Origin of the sequence: Aeromonas ichthyocola, from assembly GCF_046087985.1 — a bacterium.
In the GTDB taxonomy this organism is placed as follows: Bacteria; Pseudomonadota; Gammaproteobacteria; order Enterobacterales; family Aeromonadaceae; genus Aeromonas; species Aeromonas rivipollensis.
This window is the reverse complement of record NZ_JBJSWH010000006.1, coordinates 159,442-177,500: the sequence shown is the minus strand read 5'-3', so window position 1 is coordinate 177,500 and position 18,059 is coordinate 159,442. Positions and strand designations below refer to the sequence as shown.

Below are 18,059 nucleotides of genomic sequence, written 5' to 3'. Positions count from 1 at the left end.
CGTAGGTGGTGTTTCTAGGCAAATCCGGAGACACAACACTGAGACACGAGACGAACGCACTACGGTGCGGAAGCCATTGATGCCCTGCTTCCAGGAAAAGCCTCTAAGCTTCAGATTACAAGTCATCGTACCCCAAACCGACACAGGTGGTCGGGTAGAGAATACCAAGGCGCTTGAGAGAACTCGGGTGAAGGAACTAGGCAAAATAGAACCGTAACTTCGGGAGAAGGTTCGCTCTTGACAGTGAAGTCCCTTGCGGATGGAGCAGTTGGGAGTCGCAGTGACCAGATGGCTGGGACTGTTTATCAAAAACACAGCACTCTGCAAACACGAAAGTGGACGTATAGGGTGTGACACCTGCCCGGTGCCGGAAGGTTAATTGATGGGGTTAGCGCAAGCGAAGCTCTTAATCGAAGCCCCGGTAAACGGCGGCCGTAACTATAACGGTCCTAAGGTAGCGAAATTCCTTGTCGGGTAAGTTCCGACCTGCACGAATGGTGTAACCATGGCCATGCTGTCTCCACCCGAGACTCAGTGAAATCGAATTCGCCGTGAAGATGCGGTGTACCCGCGGCTAGACGGAAAGACCCCGTGAACCTTTACTACAGCTTGGCACTGAACATTGAACCTACATGTGTAGGATAGGTGGGAGGCTTTGAAGGCGTGACGCCAGTTGCGCTGGAGCCGTCCTTGAAATACCACCCTTGTATGTTTGATGTTCTAACGCAGGGCCCTGAATCGGGCTCGCGGACAGTGCCTGGTGGGTAGTTTGACTGGGGCGGTCTCCTCCCAAAGAGTAACGGAGGAGCACGAAGGTTGGCTAATCCTGGTCGGACATCAGGAGGTTAGTGCAATGGCATAAGCCAGCTTAACTGCGAGACGGACAGGTCGAGCAGGTACGAAAGTAGGTCATAGTGATCCGGTGGTTCTGAATGGAAGGGCCATCGCTCAACGGATAAAAGGTACTCCGGGGATAACAGGCTGATACCGCCCAAGAGTTCATATCGACGGCGGTGTTTGGCACCTCGATGTCGGCTCATCACATCCTGGGGCTGAAGTCGGTCCCAAGGGTATGGCTGTTCGCCATTTAAAGTGGTACGCGAGCTGGGTTCAGAACGTCGTGAGACAGTTCGGTCCCTATCTGCCGTGGGCGTTGGATGATTGAAGGGAGTTGCTCCTAGTACGAGAGGACCGGAGTGAACGAACCTCTGGTGTTCGGGTTGTCACGCCAGTGGCACTGCCCGGTAGCTAAGTTCGGAATCGATAACCGCTGAAAGCATCTAAGCGGGAAGCGAGCCCTGAGATGAGTCATCCCTGACCCCTTGAGGGTCCTAAAGGGCCGTTGGAGACCACAACGTTGATAGGTGGGGTGTGTAAGCGCGGCGACGTGTTGAGCTAACCCATACTAATTACCCGTGAGGCTTAACCATACAACACCCAAGAAGTGTTCTGAGACTTGTAACAAACCGCAAGAACTACTCAAATTCAGTGATAATGACAAAGCAAACTAGCTAAGTCGTTATTCACGTCAGCTTTCCGGATGAAGTTTTTTGCCTGGCGGCCATAGCGCCGTGGAACCACCTGATCCCATGCCGAACTCAGAAGTGAAACGCGGTAGCGCCGATGGTAGTGTGGCATTCGCCATGCGAGAGTAGGACACTGCCAGGCACCCAATTAAACAGTTGTGCACAGATTGCATGATTGGCCGAGAGGATGACACCTCAGTAAGCGGCAGAAGATTTAGCGAAAGCTAACCGAATGCGGAGCGGTAGTTCAGTCGGTTAGAATACCGGCCTGTCACGCCGGGGGTCGCGGGTTCGAGTCCCGTCCGCTCCGCCACTAATTTGAAAGGCCTTCCCTAACGGGAAGGCCTTTTTGCTTTTGGATTTTCGTGAACGGGATTAAGGAAACAAGGGACCACAGACAGGGCTGCGACTTGCCACTGGCAACTCGGTCCCTGCCTGTGGCACCTTGTGCTTGAGCCGGACCGTGTCCGTCTCCCCATCCGCTCCGCCACTATTTAGAAAGCCCAGTCGAAAGACTGGGCTTTTTTTCGTTTCAAGAATCCAGACACTACTCACTTCCCCCTCGCATCAACACCATTATCACCCGATCATCGCCGCTGGCTGCGGTTGCCGCTATAATGGCCGCCCTCAAGCAAGGTGGTGGTATGAAAGCAGAATATCTACAGCGATTCGGGGGCATTGCCCGTCTTTATGGTCAGAGCGCCCTTGGCTCCTTCAGCCAGGCCAGGGTCTGCGTGGTGGGGATCGGCGGGGTCGGCTCCTGGGCAGCCGAGGCGCTGGCCCGCGCTGGTATCAACCAGATCACCCTGATCGACATGGATGACATCTGCATCACCAACACCAATCGCCAGATCCACGCCATGCAGGGCACGGTTGGCCGCCTCAAGACAGAAGTCATGGCCGAGCGGATTCGTGCCATCAATCCGGATTGCGAGGTGATCGAGGTGGATGACTTCGTCACCGCCGACAACCTGGCCGAGCATATCAAGCGGGAGTTTGACTATGTGGTGGATGCCATCGATTCGGTCAAGGCCAAGGTGGCGCTGATTGCCTTCTGCAAGCGCAACAAGATCCCGGTGATAGTAGCGGGCGGTGCTGGCGGGCAAATGGACCCAACCCAAATCACAGTGGCGGATCTGGCCAAGACCATTCAGGATCCGCTGGCCGCCAAGGTGCGCTCCGACTTGCGCCGGCTGCACAACTTCAGCAAGAATCCGGCGCGCAAATTCGGGGTGGAGTGTGTCTTCTCGACCGAGCAGTTGAGCTATCCCGATGGCAATGGCGGTACCTGTCAGGCCAAGGCGGCCAGCGACGGCAACATGAAGATGGATTGCGCCTCCGGCTTTGGCGCCGTGACGCCGGTGACGGCGACCTTCGGTCTGGTGGCTGCCTCCCGGGTATTGAAGAAGATTGCCGAGCGGGGCGCTCGTGCCGAGAAAGAGGTCGGGAATGAAGAAGCAGGGTCGATTAGCGAAGCCTAATCGACCACTGAACAAGGCGGGTTAGACTGCCTGTTCCCGGATCGCCAGCACTATTGCCCTGAGCCCGTTACCCCGTGACGGGCTCAGGTGTTTCTCGAGCCCCAGTTCGCTGAAATAGCCATCCACGTCAAATGTCTGGATAGCGTCGGCGGTCTGATGATTGAGCGCCGCCAGTACGATGACGATAAGGCCGCGCACTATGCGGGCATCGGAATCACAGGCAAAGTGCCAGCAGCCATCCTCCCCCTTTTCGCTCTTTAGCCAGGCCTGGCTCTCGCAGCCTTTCAAGCGGTGCTCTTCGGTTTGCCACTCGGCAGGCAGGGCGGGCAGCTGCTTGCCGAGCTGGATGATGAGTCGGTACTGGTTCTCCCAGCCGTGGGCGGCGGCAAACTGCTGGCGGATGGTGTCAGCGTTGGGCTCAAGGCCGATCTGGGTATAGCTTGCTAGGCTGCTCATGAGTTTGTCTGCCTTAGAAGAAGTCACTGAGTTTGTGCAGGGCTGCCAGCAGGGCATCGATATCGTTCCGATCGTTGTAGCAGGCCAGCGAGGCCCTCATGGTGCCGCCTATCCCTAAGCTCTCCATCAGCGGCATGGTGCAGTGATGGCCGACCCGTAGCGCTATGCCCTGCATGTCGAGCAGGGTGGCAGCATCCTGGGGATGGATCTCATCCAGCAGGAAGGAGACAGCCCCTGCCCGTTGCGCCGGTTCACCTATGAGGCGCAGGCCCGGCACCTGATGCAGGCCTGCGACCAGATAGTTGGTTAGCGTTTCTTCGTGGCGGGTCAATGACCCCCTGTCTTGCTCCGTCACAAAGTCGATGGCGGCTGCGAGGCCGATAGCACCGGCAATATGGGGGGTGCCCGCCTCGAACTTGAAGGGCAGGATATTGAAGGTGGTACTGCTGAAACTGACTCTGTCGATCATCTCGCCTCCCGCCTGCCAGGGCGGCATGAGCTCCAGCAGTTCGGCTCTGCCCCAGAGCACGCCTATGCCGGTCGGGCCATAGAGCTTGTGACCGGAGAAGGCATAGAAGTCGCAGCCTATGGCCTGTACATCCACCTCGAGATGGGCAACCGCCTGAGCGCCGTCGATCAGGGTCAGGGCACCAACCGCCTTGGCGGCGGCCACCATCTGGGTGACCGGATTGACGGTACCGAGGGCATTGGAGACATGGGCCACGCTCACCAGTCGGGTGCGCGGCCCCAGCATGGCCAGGTAAGCCTCCATATCCAGATCCCCGCGCTTATCCAGCGGAATGACCCGAATAAGGGCGCCGGTGCGTTCGGCAATCAGTTGCCAGGGGACTATGTTGGCGTGATGCTCCAGGGTGCTGAGGACGATCTCGTCCCCCGCCTTGAGCTCGCTCATGCCCCAGCTGTGAGCTACCAGATTGATCGCCTCTGTGGTGCCGCGGGTCCAGATCACTTCCCGGCTGTTAGGTGCGTTGATAAAGCGGGCGACCGTCTCGCGGGCTGCCTCGAAGGCGCGGGTGGCGCGACCGCTCAGGGCATGGGCGGCGCGGTGCACATTGGCATTGTCGGCCCGATAGTAGTGAGCTATGGCGTCCAGCACCGCCTGCGGCTTCTGGGTGGTGGCGGCGTTGTCCAGATAGATCAGAGGGTGGCCGTTCACCTCCTGCGCCAGGGCCGGAAACTGGCTACGCAATTGGGCGTGCTCTTGCTGATTCATGCTCCCCTCATCTCCTCTGGAAAAGTCGGCCATGATCCGGAAAATGACGGGCAAACACAAGGCGAAGTGGCGGGATCCTGTGTCCGGTTTCGGCTGCCCGCGGGATCTCTGTTACAATGCCGCCCCTCATCATAAGCCAAGAGATCCGGCCCATGAAGCTCAACCCCAATCAGAACGAAGCGGTCAAGTTTGTCTCCGGCCCTTGCCTGGTGCTGGCGGGTGCCGGATCGGGCAAGACCCGCGTCATCACCAACAAGATCGCCTATCTGGTGCAGCAGTGCGGCTATAACGCCCGCAACATCGCCGCTGTGACCTTTACCAACAAGGCGGCACGGGAGATGAAGGAGCGGGTCGGCCAGACCCTGGGTCGCAAGGAGGCGCGGGGGCTCATGGTCTCCACCTTCCATACCCTGGGCCTCGACATCATACGTCGCGAGCACAAGAGTCTGAATCTCAAGGCGAACTTCTCCCTGTTCGACGACACCGACCAGCTGGCGCTGCTGAAAGAATTGACTGAAGACGAGCTCGACAACGACAAGGACAAGCTCTCGGCCCTTATCAGCCAAATCTCCAACTGGAAGAACGACCTCATCCTGCCTGCCCGCGCCATGCGTATTGCCCGGGGGCCCGAAGAGGTGCTGATGGCCCAGCTCTACGAGCGCTATCACCGCCAGATGGTGGCCTACAACGCGCTGGATTTCGATGACCTCATAGTGATGCCGACCCTGCTGCTCAAGAACAACGAGGAGGTGCGTACCCGCTGGCAGAACAAGATCCGCTACCTGCTGGTCGACGAGTATCAGGACACCAACACCAGCCAATACGAGCTGGTGAAGCAGATCGTCGGCGAGCGGGCCCGCTTCACAGTGGTGGGGGATGACGACCAGTCCATCTACTCCTGGCGCGGTGCCAAGCCCCAGAACCTGGTGTTGCTGAACGAGGATTTCCCCAGCCTCAAGCTCATCAAGCTGGAGCAGAACTACCGCTCCAAGGGGCGTATCCTCAAGTGCGCCAACATACTGATCGCCAACAACCCCCATGTGTTCGACAAGGCGCTCTTCTCCGAGCTCGACTACGGGGTGCCGGTCAAGGTGCTGTTCGCCAAGAACGAGGAGCACGAGGCGGAACGGATCGCCGCCGAGATGATGGGCCACAAGTTCATGAATCGCACCCGGTTCAAGGATTACGCCATCCTCTATCGGGGCAACCATCAGTCGCGCATCTTCGAGAAGGCGCTGATGACCAACCGCATCCCCTATCGCATCTCCGGCGGCACCTCGTTTTTCTCCCGCACCGAGATCAAGGACATCATGGCCTACCTCAAGCTGCTGGTGAATCCGGACGAGGACACCGCCTTCCTGCGGGTGGTCAACCTGCCGCGCCGGGAAATCGGCCCCACCACGCTTGAGAAGCTGGGGCAGTACGCCAACCAGCGCGGCAAGAGTTTGTTTGCCGCCAGCTTCGAGCTGGGGCTGGAGCAGCACCTCTCCGGCCGTGGTTTGGTGGCTTTGCAGGCCTTTACCAACTGGCTGGTGCGGCTCGGCGATCAGGCGCAGCGGGGCAACCCGGTGGAGGCGGTGCGGGATATGATCAAGGAGATCCACTACGAGGAGTGGCTCTATGAGACTTCCCCCAGCCCGAAGGCGGCAGAGATGCGGATGCAGAACGTCTCCACCCTCTATCGCTGGATCACCGAGATGCTGGAGGGGGACGAGCTGGAAGAGGCCATGACGCTCGCCCAGGTGGTCACTCGCCTCACCCTGCGAGACATGATGGAGCGCAACGAGGGGGAGGACGATGCGGATCAGGTGCAGCTGATGACACTGCACGCCTCCAAGGGGCTGGAGTTTCCCTATGTCTACATGGTGGGCATGGAGGAGGGCTTGCTGCCCCACCAGACCAGCATCGACGAGGACAACGTGGAGGAGGAGCGTCGTCTCGCCTATGTGGGCATCACCCGGGCCCAGACCGAACTGACCTTCACCCTCTGCAAGGAGCGGCGTCAGTATGGCGAGTCGGTGCGTCCCGAGCCGAGCCGCTTCCTACTGGAGCTGCCCCAGGACGATCTGGAGTGGGAAAACCAGAAGAAGGTGACGGCCGAGGAGCGCCAGCAGAAGGGGCAGGTCGGCGTCGCCAACCTGAGGGCCCTGTTCAAGAAGGATTGAGGGAAGGTTAGGCCGGGGGCTCTGCCTGGGTGAGCAGCGGTATGATGTCGGATCCTGGCAGAGGCGGGGATATGTGGCGCCCCTGTCCCAGGGCGCAGCCCAGCTCGATCAGCTTCTGCAACTGCTGCTGGTTCTCTATGCCCTCGACCACCAGGGTGAAGTCGAGATCCTGACAGATGTCCCGCATGGCACGGATCAGCGCCAGGTCCTTGGGGGAGTTCAGCATGCGATGGGTGAAGCTGTCATCCACCTTGATGTAGTCCACCGGGAAGTGGAACAGGGCATTGAGGGAGGAGAAGCCGGTCCCGAAGTCGTCCAGGCTGATCTGAATCCCCTTGGCCCTGAGCTCATGGAGCGAGGTGAGGGAGTCGGCACTCTGCCTGGATAGCTCCCGCTCGTTGAATTCGAAGATGAAGTAGCCGGGTATCACCCCCTCCTCCTCCATGATGTGGACCAGTGCCATGATCTGCTCGCGGCTGGCCAGGTGCTTGCCGGACAGGTTGAGGGATATCTTGAAGCGACCGCCGTCCGAAATCTGCAGCCAGCCCTTCAGCTGCTGGCAGGTGCGCCTGAGGATTTGGCGATCAAGGTCCTGAATGAGGCCGCACTGCTCGGCCAGTGGAATGAAGTCGAAGGCATCCTTCAGTTCGCCCTCCTCGGTGATCCAGCGCGCCATCACCTCCAGCCCCACCAGGCGACTCTCCTTCAGTCTGATCACCGGCTGGAAGTAGGGCACTATCCTGCCTTCCCGCAAGGCCCTGAACAGCCGTTCCTCTGGAGAGCCCGAGTGCTCCATGCAGGCGTCTGAGTACATGACGATGCGACTGCGGCCATTGCGCTTGGCCTGGTACATGGCGAGATCGGCCTGGTGCAGCAGCTCGCTGATGTCCGTGGTCTGCTCCGACACGCTGGCCACCCCCAGGCTGATGGTAACGGTCAGCTCATTACCCTGAAGCCGGAACGGGTGGGCGATGCGGCCTAGAATGCGGTTGAGTACGGGGCTGACGTCCTCCTCCTGCTGGCTGTTGTCCAGATAGATGACGAACTCGTCGCCCCCCAGCCTGGCCACCATGTCATTCTGCCGGATGCAGCTCTGCAGACGCTTGGCCAGCTCCTGCAGCAGCTGGTCGCCGGCACTGTGGCCCAGGGCGTCATTGACCTGCTTGAAATGATCCACGTCGGCGAATATCAGGGTGAAGCCGGCCGTCTGGTAACGGCGGTAACGGGTCATGGCATGGTGAAGGTGGTTCATCAGCAGGGCCCGGTTCGGCAGCTGGGTCAGCGGGTCATGCAGCGCATTGAACTGGAGTCGCCGCTCCAGCTCCTGATGATGTCTGAGCCGTTTTTGCAGCCGCAGGTTGGTCTGGCGCAGCTGCTGTAGCCGCTGGTTGATGGACTCTTCCGAGTTGAGTTCATCCAGCTGCTGCCTGACTCTCTTGAGTTCCAGCAGCAGGGTCAACTGGTGGCGCAGGAAGTCGAGGAACAGCCTGTCATCGGCTTCCAGGGGCTGGGCAGTATTGATGATGAGGTGGGCGAAATACTGTTGCTGCTGGCGCAGGGGCAGGCTGTACCAGAACAACCCGGCCTCGCTGCGCTCTATGCTGTTGGTGCTGTGGCACAGGGCCCTGATGACGTCGTCATCGTAGGCGAGCCGCGTCGGATAGAGTTTCTCCAGCCGCTGGTTGTCGAGGCGGACCAGCAGCATCTCATTGACGGCCAGCATCTGGCGCAGCACGGCCTCCAGCTGGGAAAACAGGGCATGCTGCGGCAGATTGTGGGCCAACCGCATGATACGGCTGATTTTTTCAATCTTCTGCTGCCATTGGGGATCCCGCTGCATCAGGGGGGAGGCTTGCCCCGCCAGCTGGGTGCCGGTCTGGGTTTCGTGCAGGCGCTTGGCCAGACACTCCAGCAGCAATCTCAGGGTCGGGGTCTGTTCGGGGGCGCCGCGGGCCAGCAGCCATTGCACCTCATAGTGCTCCACCGCCTGCACGCACCATCCCTGATGTTCATCGAGTCGGGTGAGCTGTTCGGTGAGACGGGGCTCTTCACGCCCCAGCTGTTGCTTGAACGCCTCGGGCAGCTGATGTGCATACAGCCAGTGCAGGCCTCCATCGGCCAGCCCCAGCATGGCAAAGTGCTGCAGGGGGCAGAGTCTGCCCAGCTGCTCTACCAGTCTGGCGTAATCCTCAGGGGAGGCGATGCCGGGCGCGGGAAAATCCATGATGGAAGAAACGACCGCCAGCAAGGGGGGGGGATCTGGCGGTGTGAGGGGCTGGACTGACATGCAATACTCCCGAATAAACTCACCTACAAGCGTAGTCGGAAGTGATTGGATTGAAAGGGCTGCAATAGGAGCCCTTTCAACCACTTAGAGCTTGTCGATCATGTAGTGAATGGCGTTTTCGATCTCTTCGTCACTACAGGCCGCGCAAGTGCCCCGTGCTGGCATCATGCCGGCCTTGCCGGTGAAGCCTTCGATGGCATGCTTGCGCAGGGTGTCGAACCCCTGGGCAATGCGTGGTTCCCAGGCAGCCTTGTCCCCGCGCTTGGGCGCGCCGGCCGCGCCGGTATCGTGGCAGGCAAAGCAGGCGCCCTTGAACACTGTCTCGCCATCACGGGGACCGGAGGAGGCGGCAGCAGGGGCGGCCGCGGCCGTCGCAATGCCTTCCAGATCCTTGGCGGTGTAGACCTGGCCGACCGGGGCTATGCGCTCGGCAATGGCTTCCGTCGACATCTCATCGGCGGCAAAGACGGCGCCGGACAGGGTGGCGGCCGCCATCCCGGCAGCCAGCAAATAGCTCAGTTTTTTCAACACGCTCATGTACTCCCAGCAGGCTCTTATTATCCCTAGAAAACGACGGGATTATAACCGAATAGTTACAGGCATTTAAACGCTTGTGTGTGAAGTGTTAAGCAATCTGCGAACAAAGTTTCTGAGGCGGCAGGGGCAGCAGGCAAGGCAAGAGCAAAAAGAAACCCGGCTTTCGCCGGGTTTTTGCAATCAGCCGTGAAAAAGGCTGACTTGTCTCCACTCAGGATCCCTGTGCCGGACCGAGCCGTTGCACATGACATCCACGGCTCATCAATCCCAATTCAGGATCACCTTGCCGGACTTGCCTGACCCCATGGCTTCGAAGCCTTGCTGGAAGTCATCGATGTGGAAGTGATGGGTGATGATGGGGCTGAGATCCAGGCCGGACTGGATGAGGCTGGCCATCTTGTACCAGGTCTCGAACATCTCGCGACCATATATCCCTTTGATAAACAGGCCCTTGAAGATCACCTTGTTCCAGTCGATGGCCATGGTAGAGGGGGGAATGCCGAGCATGGCAATCTTGCCGCCGTGGTTCATCTTGTCGATCATGTCCTGGAAGGCGCTGGGCACGCCGGACATCTCCAGCCCCACATCGAAGCCTTCGGTCATGCCGAGCTCGTCCATCACATCGGAGAGCTTCTCCTTGGCCACGTTGACGGCGCGGGTGGCGCCCATCTTGCGGGCCAATTCGAGGCGGTATTCGTTGACGTCGGTGATCACCACGTGACGGGCACCCACATGGCGGCAGACGGCGGCAGCCATGATGCCGATGGGGCCGGCGCCGGTGATGAGCACGTCTTCACCCACCAGATCGAAGGAGAGGGCTGTGTGCACGGCGTTGCCGAACGGATCGAAGATGGCGGCCAGCTCATCGGGGATGTTGTCCGGCAGCTTGAAGGCGTTGAAGGCCGGGATCACCAGATATTCGGCGAAGGAGCCCGGGCGGTTGACGCCGACCCCTATGGTGTTGCGGCACAGGTGGGTACGACCGGCGCGGCAGTTGCGGCAGTGGCCGCAGGTGATGTGGCCTTCGCCTGAGACGCGATCGCCGATGGCGAAGCCGCGCACTTCCTGGCCGACGGCGACCACCTCTCCCACGTACTCATGACCGACCACCATGGGCACGGGTATGGTCTTTTGGGCCCACTCATCCCAGTTGTAGATGTGCATGTCGGTGCCGCAGATGGCGGTCTTGCGGATCTTGATCAGCAGATCGTTGTGGCCGAGTTCGGGAGCCGGGACGTCCGTCATCCAGATGCCGGTTTCGGAGGATTTGAGTTTGGAGAGTGCTTTCATGACAGATTCCTCACGGCGCTGTGCCGGTTACAGAGGGTAATAAAATGGGGCCCAACCTTGGCCCCCGTTTTAATCAGCTAGCCATGTGATCAAATCACACCGAGCTCGCGGCCGATGCGGATGAAGGCATCGATGGCCTTGTCCAGTTGCTCGCGGGTATGGGCGGCAGACATCTGGGTTCGGATGCGGGCCTGGCCCTTGGGCACCACGGGGAAGGAGAAGCCCACCACGTAGATGCCGGCGGCCAGCATGCGGCTCGCCATCTCGGCGGCCAGCTTGGCATCTCCCAGCATGACCGGAATGATGGCGTGATCGGCACCGGCCAGGGTGAAACCGGCGGCGCTCATCCGGGTGCGGAAATACTCGCTGTTCGCTTTCAGGCTGGCCCGCAGCGCGTGACCCTCGGCCAGCATGTCGATCACCTTGATGGTGGCCGAGACGATGGAGGGAGCCAGGGAGTTGGAGAAGAGGTAGGGACGGGAGCGCTGACGCAGCCAGTCGATGACCTCTTTCTTGCCGGAGGTGTAGCCGCCGGAGGCGCCGCCGAGCGCCTTGCCCAGGGTGCCTGTGATGATGTCGACCCTGTCCAGCACGCCGCAGTATTCGTGGGTGCCACGGCCGTTCTCGCCGATGAAGCCCACCGCGTGGGAGTCATCCACCATCACCAGGGCGTCGTATTTGTCGGCCAGATCGCAGATGGATTTGAGGTCGGCGATGACACCGTCCATGGAGAAGACACCGTCGGTGGCGATCAGCTTGAAGCGGGCGCCGTCGGCATTGGCCTGCTTGAGCTGGGCTTCCAGCTCGGCCATGTCGTTGTTGGCGTAACGATAGCGCCTGGCCTTGCACAGCCGCACGCCGTCGATGATGGAGGCGTGGTTGAGTGCATCTGAGATGATGGCGTCTTCGGCGCCGAACAGGGTCTCGAACAGACCGCCGTTGGCATCGAAGCAGGAGGAGTAGAGTATGCTGTCCTCGGTGCCGAGGAAGGCGGACAGTTTCTGCTCCAGCGCCTTGTGCTGGTCCTGGGTACCGCAGATGAAGCGTACCGAGGCCATGCCGAAGCCGTGGCTGTCGAGTCCCTGATGGGCGGCGGCGATAAGATCCGGGTGGTTGGCCAGCCCCAGGTAGTTGTTGGCACAGAAGTTCAGAACCTGCTCGCCGCCCACCGCAATCTGGGCCTGCTGAGCCGAGGTGATGATGCGTTCCTGCTTGTATAGCCCTTCCGCCTTGACCTGTTCGAGCTGTTCGGCCAGGTGACGATAGAATCCGTTAGACATCCTCGGTCCTCATTGACTGTGTCGACTGTGTTATCAGGATCTTGGCCGTGCGAGGTGCACGGACTGACGTCGTCGCGGTCGTGACGAAACGTCGACAGACCCTGGAATGGGCAACATTTTACTGCAATCGTTGCGCACCAATTCAAATTATTATGCTGATATTCAACAATTGTGAAACAGATCTCACCCTGCTGGTTGGGCCAGTTGGTGGTAGTGCTGCTCCAGTTGGCGGATCTGGGCGATCACCTGGGGCTGCACATAGGGGCGCAGCAGGAAGAGCACCCGCAAGACCCCCTGATAAAGCAAGGGCTTGGTGATGCGGGTATGGGGTGCCTGGGCAATCTGGAAGGGGATCCAGCAGGTGACCACCATCTTGATGGTCTGGCCCAGATCCGGCAGGTCTTCGTCGCTGACGTCTATGATGCCGCCCTCGCGCAGGCTTCTCAGCAGCGCTTCCACGGCGGCGCGCAGCTGCTCCTGGGCCTTGAGGTACTTGTGCTGCAAGGGTTCGTCACGACTGAGGATGTCCGGCAGGTTGGCGTAGAAGAAGCGGAACTGCCACATCAGATAGAAGATGGCATCCAGATAACCCATCAGATCTTCCAGCTTGATCTCGTGGCTGCGGGCCGGCGTGAAGCTCTCGCTCAGGTGGCGGGCGTATTGATCGAAGATGGAGTGGATGATGTCTTCTTTATTGCGGAAGTGGTAATAGAGGTTGCCCGGGCTGATGCCGAGATGGGCGGCAATGTGGTTGGTGGTGATGTTGCGTTCACCCTGATCGTTGAACAGCTCGGTGGCGCTGTGGATGATCCTGTCTCTGGTCTTCATCACTGATCCCTCTGCCGGGCCCTGTGCGCCGAGGTCGAATCCCCTGGCGGCCCGTGATAAACTTTTCGGCAATTTCAAATTGGCCCACTATACACAGCTTTAACAGGCAGTCACACGGGGCCATCAACGTACGCGAGGCAAACTCCATGATCGTAGTAACTGGCGGTGCTGGCTTTATCGGCAGCAATCTGGTCAAGCAGCTGAACGCTCAAGGACGGACCGATATCGTGGTCATCGACGACCTGACCGACGGCACCAAGTTCGTCAACCTGGTCGATCTCACCATCGCCGACTACATGGACAAGGACGAGTTCCAGGCGCGGATCGTCTCCGGTGACGAGTTTGAAGAGTGGGATGGCGGCATAGAGGTGATCTTCCACGAAGGTGCCTGCTCGGCGACTACCGAGTGGAACGGCAAGTTCATCATGGAGGTCAACTACGAGTACTCCAAGGATCTGTTCCACTACTGCATCGAGCGGGAAATTCCCTTCATCTATGCCTCCTCCGCCGCGACCTATGGCGGCCGCAACGACAACTTCATCGAAGATCCCAAGTTCGAGCAGCCCCTCAACGTCTATGGCTACTCCAAGCAGCTGTTCGATCAATACGTGCGCCGCTGGCTGCCGGAGATCGACTCCCAGGTCGTGGGCCTGAAATACTTCAACGTCTACGGCCCGCGCGAACAGCACAAGGGCTCCATGGCTTCCGTCGCCTTCCACCTCAACAACCAGGTGAAGCAGGGGGACAATCCCAAGCTGTTCGAGGGCTGTGACGGCTTCCCGGACGGTGGCCAGATGCGCGACTTCATCTATGTGGACGACGTCTGCAAGGTGAACCTCTGGTTCTGGCAGAACCCGCAGCACTCCGGCATCTTCAACTGCGGTACCGGCCGTGCCGAGCCGTTCCAGAACGTGGCCGAGGCCGTGATCAAGCATCATCAGCAAGGCGCCATCGAGTACATCCCCTTCCCGGATCACCTCAAGGGTCGCTATCAGAGCTTCACCCAGGCCGATCTGACCCGCTTGCGTGGCGTCGGTTATGACGGCGAGTTCAAGACTGTCGCCGAAGGCGTGGCCGATTACATGGCCTGGTTGAACCGGGCTTGATCCCCCTCTGACGGGCGGCCCTGGCCGCCCGTCGCTCGGATGCGCTTGCATGAACATATTGATGGCACTCTCCCAGCTCGAAGTCACGGGAGCTGAGGTCTATGCCACCACGGTCGGCAACGAGCTGACCCGGCGTGGTCACAACGTCTTTTACGTGTCAGATACCCTGACCAAGCCCACGCAGGGGCCCGTATTCAAGCTGAGGTTCAACAAGCGCAGCATACTGCGCCGCTTCTGGCATGTGTTTTACCTCATCTATCTCATCAGGAAGCACCACATCCAGCTGGTTCATGCCCACTCCCGCGCCTCCGGCTGGAGCAGTTATGTGGCCTGCAAGCTGACCGGCACCCCCATGATCACCACAGTTCATGGCCGTCAGCCGGTGCATGCCTCCCGCAAGGCGTTTCATGCTCTCGGCTATCGTGCTGTGGCGGTGTGCGAAGATATAGCCCGCCAGATCATCGACAACCTGGGGGTGGATCCCGCCATGGTGCAGGTGCTGCGCAACGGCATAGAGACCGACAGATTCCAGCCTGTGCCTGCACCGGACAACGCCAGGCCGGTGATCGCCATCATAGGCCGGCTGAGCGGCCCCAAGGGGGAGCTCTGCTATCGCCTGCTGGACGAGGTGCTGGATCTGGACGCCTGCCAGGTCCGTGTCGTCAGCGGCACCCGGGTGCCGGAGCGTTTTGCCCGCTTCCAGGACAGGGTCGACTTCGTCGGCTATGTGGACGATGTGCCCGCCCTGCTGGCGCAGTGCGATCTGGTGATTGGCGCCGGCCGGGTGGCGATGGAGGCCCTGCTGTGCGGCCGCCCCGCCTTCGCCATCGGCGAGGCCAAGGCCATAGGGCTGGTGACCGAACAGAATCTGGACGAGGCGCTGGCCAGCAACTTCGGCGACATAGGGCCCCAGGATCTGGCGATCGATTTTGCCGCGTTGAAGGGGCAGATAGCCCCGGCGCTGGCCAGCAAGCAGGTGCCGGACAGCCTGCGTCAGCGCATCCGGCAGGAGTATGACTTGCAGCAGGTGGTGAGCGGACTCGAGTCCATCTATCAGGATGCCGTGGTCGAGACCCTGCGCCGGGAGATGCCGGTCATCATGTATCACCGCTTCATCGAGCATGAGAGCGAGAAGGGAGTGCACGGCACCTGGCTGCCCGTCGCCATGTTCGAGAAACACCTCAAGCTGATGAAGTGGCTCGGTTACGAGACGCTGACCTTCGCGGATCTGGCGGACAAGGGCTTCATCCATCGGCTGCAATATGGCAAGAAGTACCTGATGATCACCGTCGACGACGGTTATCGTGACAACCTCACCCGCATGCTGCCCCTGCTGGAAAAATATGGTTACAAGGCGGTGGTGTACATAGTGACAGGCGAGGATCACAATCGCTGGGACGTGGAGCACCCGACCCACCCCGATACGCCGGTGGCCCTGATGAATGGCGATGAGATAAGCGCGCTGGTGGCCTCCGGTCACGTGGAGATCGGTGGCCATACCCTGACGCACCCGCGCCTCAGCACGCTGGCACCCGAGCAGCAGGCGCGCGAGATCCGGGCCAACAAGGAGAGGCTGGAACGGCTGCTTGGCCATCCGCTCCTGTCGTTTGCCTACCCTTACGGGGATCTGAACGAGAGCGCGAAAGCCGAGGCCTGCGCCGCCGGCTACCGCTATGCTGTGGCCACCAACAGCGGCCCCAGGGCCATGCATCGGGATCCGCTCCAGATCCGCCGGATCGCCATCTTCCCCCGCACCGACATGTTCGGGTTGTGGCGCAAGATCCGGGGTAATTATGTATTCAGAAAATAAGGCCGTAGTAGAGAAAAACATGACGTTAAAAACAGATATTTCAGCCAATAAGAGCTCTTTTTGGCAACGTAGTGATCAGGTGCTACCTCTACTAGTTCAATTGTCTGCCTTTCTGTTTGGTGCGCTGGCGCTGACGGTGCCCAGTGGCTACTCCTACGGCCCTGCCCTGCTGTTGCTGGCAAGCCTCTACTTCGTTGGCATAAAACGTGCGGCCTGGAGATTGCCTCCCGAGTTCAAGCTCATCGGGCTGGGCTTGTTATTGTATTTTATCGTTATGGCGATTTCAGTCTGGTTAGATGGTGGCAAAATGAGCGAAATCGACAGAGCCAGCCGTGCTGCAATGGCTGTAGCCATGCTCCCTCTGCTGGCCAGCGTACCGGTGCGCCTCCCCTTGCTGCTATCAGGCTGTGGAGTTGGTAGTATCCTCGCGTTTGGCATCGCCATTCATGACAAGTTTGTCCTGGGTTTTGATCGGGCATTTAACGATATGATGCCTATTCAAAGTGGCAATATTGCAATGTCGCTGGGACTTTTTTGTCTCTGTGGTCTGCTTTGGGCGCAAAAGAAGGGGAGGCTGGCTTTCTCGCTCTTTATGCTGCTGGGAACCTGTGCCGGGATGGGGGCTAGTTTCCTCTCGGGCACCCGTGGGGGTTGGCTGCTGTTACCCGTCATACTGCTGACTATCGCGATGTTGTTCAAGGAGTGCCTGTATCGTAAGGGTACTTTGATCATGGTGATGGGTGGCCTGTTGTGCGGTGCATTCCTCGTTGCACAGCCGCAGAGTGGCGTAGAGGCGCGGATAGAACTGGCTCAGCGCGATATTAGCCATTATCTTGACAAGACTAACCTCAATACCTCGCTTGGTGTCAGGCTGCAACTCTGGCAGAGTGCCTGGCAGAGCTTTACCGAAAAGCCGTTATTTGGCTGGGGAAACCATGGGATTCGGGAGTCACAGCAGGCACAGCTGGCACAGGGAGAGATTAGCCAATTTATCTACGATTTTCATTCCCATGCTCATAATCAGTTCCTCGATGAAATGGCTAAGCGTGGAGTCATCGGTCTCGGCGTTCTGCTGCTGATGTTACTTACTCCCTTATTCTTGGTAAGACAGCGCTTGTGCCAACCCCATGATGCCGATACGCATTGTGGGGCGGCATTAGTTATTGTCACCATTTTCTCATCGATCGATTATTGTCTCAGTCAAGCATTCTTTGGTCATAATTCCGGCATCAGTTTCTTTGTTGCAGCGCTAGTTATAACAACGTCTATCGTATTTGGAGCACATGATGAAAATATACGTAATTAGCCTGACGACATCGAAAAGTCGGCGAGAAAAAATGTCCAAAGAATTATCTAGACTTAGTCTGGAATTTACATTTTTCGATGCCATCAATGGCCACTCCTCTGAAATAAGAGACTATGATGATGCCAAGAGAATGTGGGAAAAAGGGCATGCGTTGACCAAAGGCGAACAAGGATGTTTTGCAAGCCATCGAGCACTCTGGAATGTTTGCTTGAATACGGGTGAACCTTTGTTAATAATGGAGGATGATCTTGAGTGTTCTGATGGTTTGAAACAGACCCTTATTGAGCTTGAGGGAAAGATCCAACAATTTGAGTATATCCGGCTAGGGCGCGGTACCTGCAGTACATTACCAGGTGTTGGTAGCTGGATGCATATGCTAAATTTTGGCGACAACCATTCCATCGTAAAATACATGAAAGGGCCTAGCTGTGCCCATGCGTACATAATATATCCTACTGGCGCCGCGAAGTTTTTATCTGAATCGACTAGCTGGTTCTGGCCTGTCGATGATTTTATGGATAAAGAGTATTTACATCAGGTTGCCAATTATGGTGTCGAACCGCCATTGGCATGGCAAAGTGGGAATGATTCAGATATCGGTGGAAGAATAAAGCCTAGCTCCAGAAGTTTAATTAGTCGTGTGCGAAAAGAGTATTATAGAGCCAAGGGACGATTTCTTAATAATATATATAACTATGGTTTTTTTATAAGGAATAGGAAATATAAGCCATATTTATAACGACGAGTCGATTA

At 58.6% G+C, this 18,059-nt stretch carries 13 protein-coding genes, 1 tRNA gene and 2 rRNA genes (1 of these 16 running past the window's edge); 9 read left to right on the top strand and 7 right to left on the bottom strand.

The features are described from left to right. The 4 genes from ACF2JD_RS18005 to tcdA all read left to right on the top strand — a co-directional run. Positions 1-1,430: ribosomal RNA gene (locus ACF2JD_RS18005) — 23S ribosomal RNA — on the top strand (it extends 1,460 nt beyond the left edge of the window). Between the two features lie 123 nt (positions 1,431-1,553). After that, positions 1,554-1,668 (top strand): 5S ribosomal RNA (gene rrf / locus ACF2JD_RS18000). Between the two features lie 94 nt (positions 1,669-1,762). Further along, positions 1,763-1,839: transfer RNA gene (locus ACF2JD_RS17995), tRNA-Asp, on the top strand. A gap of 331 nt (positions 1,840-2,170) precedes the next feature. Beyond that, positions 2,171-3,007, top strand: a complete 837-nt coding sequence (gene tcdA, locus ACF2JD_RS17990; protein WP_440987907.1) for a tRNA cyclic N6-threonylcarbamoyladenosine(37) synthase TcdA — start codon at positions 2,171-2,173, stop codon at positions 3,005-3,007. A 21-nt stretch (positions 3,008-3,028) separates the two neighbouring features. Here tcdA and ACF2JD_RS17985 read toward each other — a convergent pair whose 3' ends face one another. Both ACF2JD_RS17985 and ACF2JD_RS17980 read right to left on the bottom strand, forming a co-directional pair. Then, complete coding sequence (locus ACF2JD_RS17985; protein ID WP_440987906.1) at positions 3,029-3,463, bottom strand: SufE family protein; 435 nt, start codon at positions 3,461-3,463, stop codon at positions 3,029-3,031. A gap of 13 nt (positions 3,464-3,476) precedes the next feature. After that, entirely contained in the window at positions 3,477-4,697 is a 1,221-nt protein-coding gene (locus tag ACF2JD_RS17980; RefSeq protein ID WP_440987905.1) for a SufS family cysteine desulfurase, read from the bottom strand. 152 nt (positions 4,698-4,849) lie between these two features. Here ACF2JD_RS17980 and rep point away from each other — a divergent pair, with 152 nt between their 5' ends. Then, complete coding sequence (rep, locus tag ACF2JD_RS17975) at positions 4,850-6,862, top strand: DNA helicase Rep (RefSeq protein WP_429101399.1); 2,013 nt, start codon at positions 4,850-4,852, stop codon at positions 6,860-6,862. 7 nt (positions 6,863-6,869) lie between these two features. Here the strand turns inward: rep and ACF2JD_RS17970 are convergent, their stop codons facing one another. The 5 genes from ACF2JD_RS17970 to ACF2JD_RS17950 all read right to left on the bottom strand — a co-directional run bounded on the left by ACF2JD_RS17970 (position 6,870) and on the right by ACF2JD_RS17950 (position 13,084). Then, a complete protein-coding gene (locus ACF2JD_RS17970; RefSeq protein WP_440987904.1) occupies positions 6,870-9,149 on the bottom strand; it encodes an EAL domain-containing protein in 2,280 nt (759 codons plus the stop codon). 84 nt (positions 9,150-9,233) lie between these two features. Further along, positions 9,234-9,686 (bottom strand): c-type cytochrome, encoded by a 453-nt coding sequence (locus ACF2JD_RS17965; protein ID WP_005327368.1) that lies wholly within the window; start codon positions 9,684-9,686, stop codon positions 9,234-9,236. 261 nt (positions 9,687-9,947) lie between these two features. After that, positions 9,948-10,976: an L-threonine 3-dehydrogenase gene (tdh, locus tag ACF2JD_RS17960; RefSeq protein ID WP_440987903.1), complete on the bottom strand. Its 1,029-nt coding sequence runs from the start codon at positions 10,974-10,976 to the stop codon at positions 9,948-9,950. Between the two features lie 89 nt (positions 10,977-11,065). Continuing rightward, positions 11,066-12,256, bottom strand: coding sequence for a glycine C-acetyltransferase (locus tag ACF2JD_RS17955; RefSeq protein WP_163150214.1), 1,191 nt, complete (start codon positions 12,254-12,256; stop codon positions 11,066-11,068). A gap of 183 nt (positions 12,257-12,439) precedes the next feature. Beyond that, the gene (locus ACF2JD_RS17950) at positions 12,440-13,084 is read right to left on the bottom strand and encodes a TetR/AcrR family transcriptional regulator (RefSeq protein WP_025325250.1); all 645 of its coding nucleotides are present in this window, start codon (positions 13,082-13,084) and stop codon (positions 12,440-12,442) included. A gap of 146 nt (positions 13,085-13,230) precedes the next feature. On the opposite strand from ACF2JD_RS17950, the gene rfaD reads away from it, so the two are divergent. The 4 genes from rfaD to ACF2JD_RS17930 are packed head-to-tail and all read left to right on the top strand — an operon-like array spanning position 13,231 to position 18,045. Next, entirely contained in the window at positions 13,231-14,190 is a 960-nt protein-coding gene (rfaD, locus tag ACF2JD_RS17945) for an ADP-glyceromanno-heptose 6-epimerase (protein ID WP_025325251.1), read from the top strand. Positions 14,191-14,239: 49 nt separating this feature from the next. Next, the gene (locus tag ACF2JD_RS17940; protein WP_440987902.1) at positions 14,240-16,000 is read left to right on the top strand and encodes a polysaccharide deacetylase family protein; all 1,761 of its coding nucleotides are present in this window, start codon (positions 14,240-14,242) and stop codon (positions 15,998-16,000) included. Then, complete coding sequence (locus ACF2JD_RS17935) at positions 15,984-17,306, top strand: O-antigen ligase family protein (RefSeq protein ID WP_440987901.1); 1,323 nt, start codon at positions 15,984-15,986, stop codon at positions 17,304-17,306. Before ACF2JD_RS17940 ends, ACF2JD_RS17935 begins: the two co-directional genes overlap by 17 nt. Beyond that, complete coding sequence (locus tag ACF2JD_RS17930) at positions 17,287-18,045, top strand: glycosyltransferase family 25 protein (RefSeq protein ID WP_440987900.1); 759 nt, start codon at positions 17,287-17,289, stop codon at positions 18,043-18,045. The genes ACF2JD_RS17935 and ACF2JD_RS17930 overlap by 20 nt, the downstream gene beginning before the upstream one ends. The last annotated feature ends 14 nt before the right edge of the window (positions 18,046-18,059 follow it).

Bases quoted from the DNA above. Each gene is read 5' to 3' on its own strand.
- tcdA (WP_440987907.1), top strand. From the start codon at position 2,171: ATGAAAGCAGAATATCTACAGCGATTCGGGGGCATTGCCCGTCTTTAT.
- ACF2JD_RS17985 (WP_440987906.1), bottom strand. From the start codon at position 3,463: ATGAGCAGCCTAGCAAGCTATACCCAGATCGGCCTTGAGCCCAACGCT.
- ACF2JD_RS17980 (WP_440987905.1), bottom strand. From the start codon at position 4,697: ATGAATCAGCAAGAGCACGCCCAATTGCGTAGCCAGTTTCCGGCCCTG.
- rep (WP_429101399.1), top strand. From the start codon at position 4,850: ATGAAGCTCAACCCCAATCAGAACGAAGCGGTCAAGTTTGTCTCCGGC.
- ACF2JD_RS17970 (WP_440987904.1), bottom strand. From the start codon at position 9,149: ATGTCAGTCCAGCCCCTCACACCGCCAGATCCCCCCCCCTTGCTGGCG.
- ACF2JD_RS17965 (WP_005327368.1), bottom strand. From the start codon at position 9,686: ATGAGCGTGTTGAAAAAACTGAGCTATTTGCTGGCTGCCGGGATGGCG.
- tdh (WP_440987903.1), bottom strand. From the start codon at position 10,976: ATGAAAGCACTCTCCAAACTCAAATCCTCCGAAACCGGCATCTGGATG.
- ACF2JD_RS17955 (WP_163150214.1), bottom strand. From the start codon at position 12,256: ATGTCTAACGGATTCTATCGTCACCTGGCCGAACAGCTCGAACAGGTC.
- ACF2JD_RS17950 (WP_025325250.1), bottom strand. From the start codon at position 13,084: ATGAAGACCAGAGACAGGATCATCCACAGCGCCACCGAGCTGTTCAAC.
- rfaD (WP_025325251.1), top strand. From the start codon at position 13,231: ATGATCGTAGTAACTGGCGGTGCTGGCTTTATCGGCAGCAATCTGGTC.
- ACF2JD_RS17940 (WP_440987902.1), top strand. From the start codon at position 14,240: ATGAACATATTGATGGCACTCTCCCAGCTCGAAGTCACGGGAGCTGAG.
- ACF2JD_RS17935 (WP_440987901.1), top strand. From the start codon at position 15,984: ATGTATTCAGAAAATAAGGCCGTAGTAGAGAAAAACATGACGTTAAAA.
- ACF2JD_RS17930 (WP_440987900.1), top strand. From the start codon at position 17,287: ATGAAAATATACGTAATTAGCCTGACGACATCGAAAAGTCGGCGAGAA.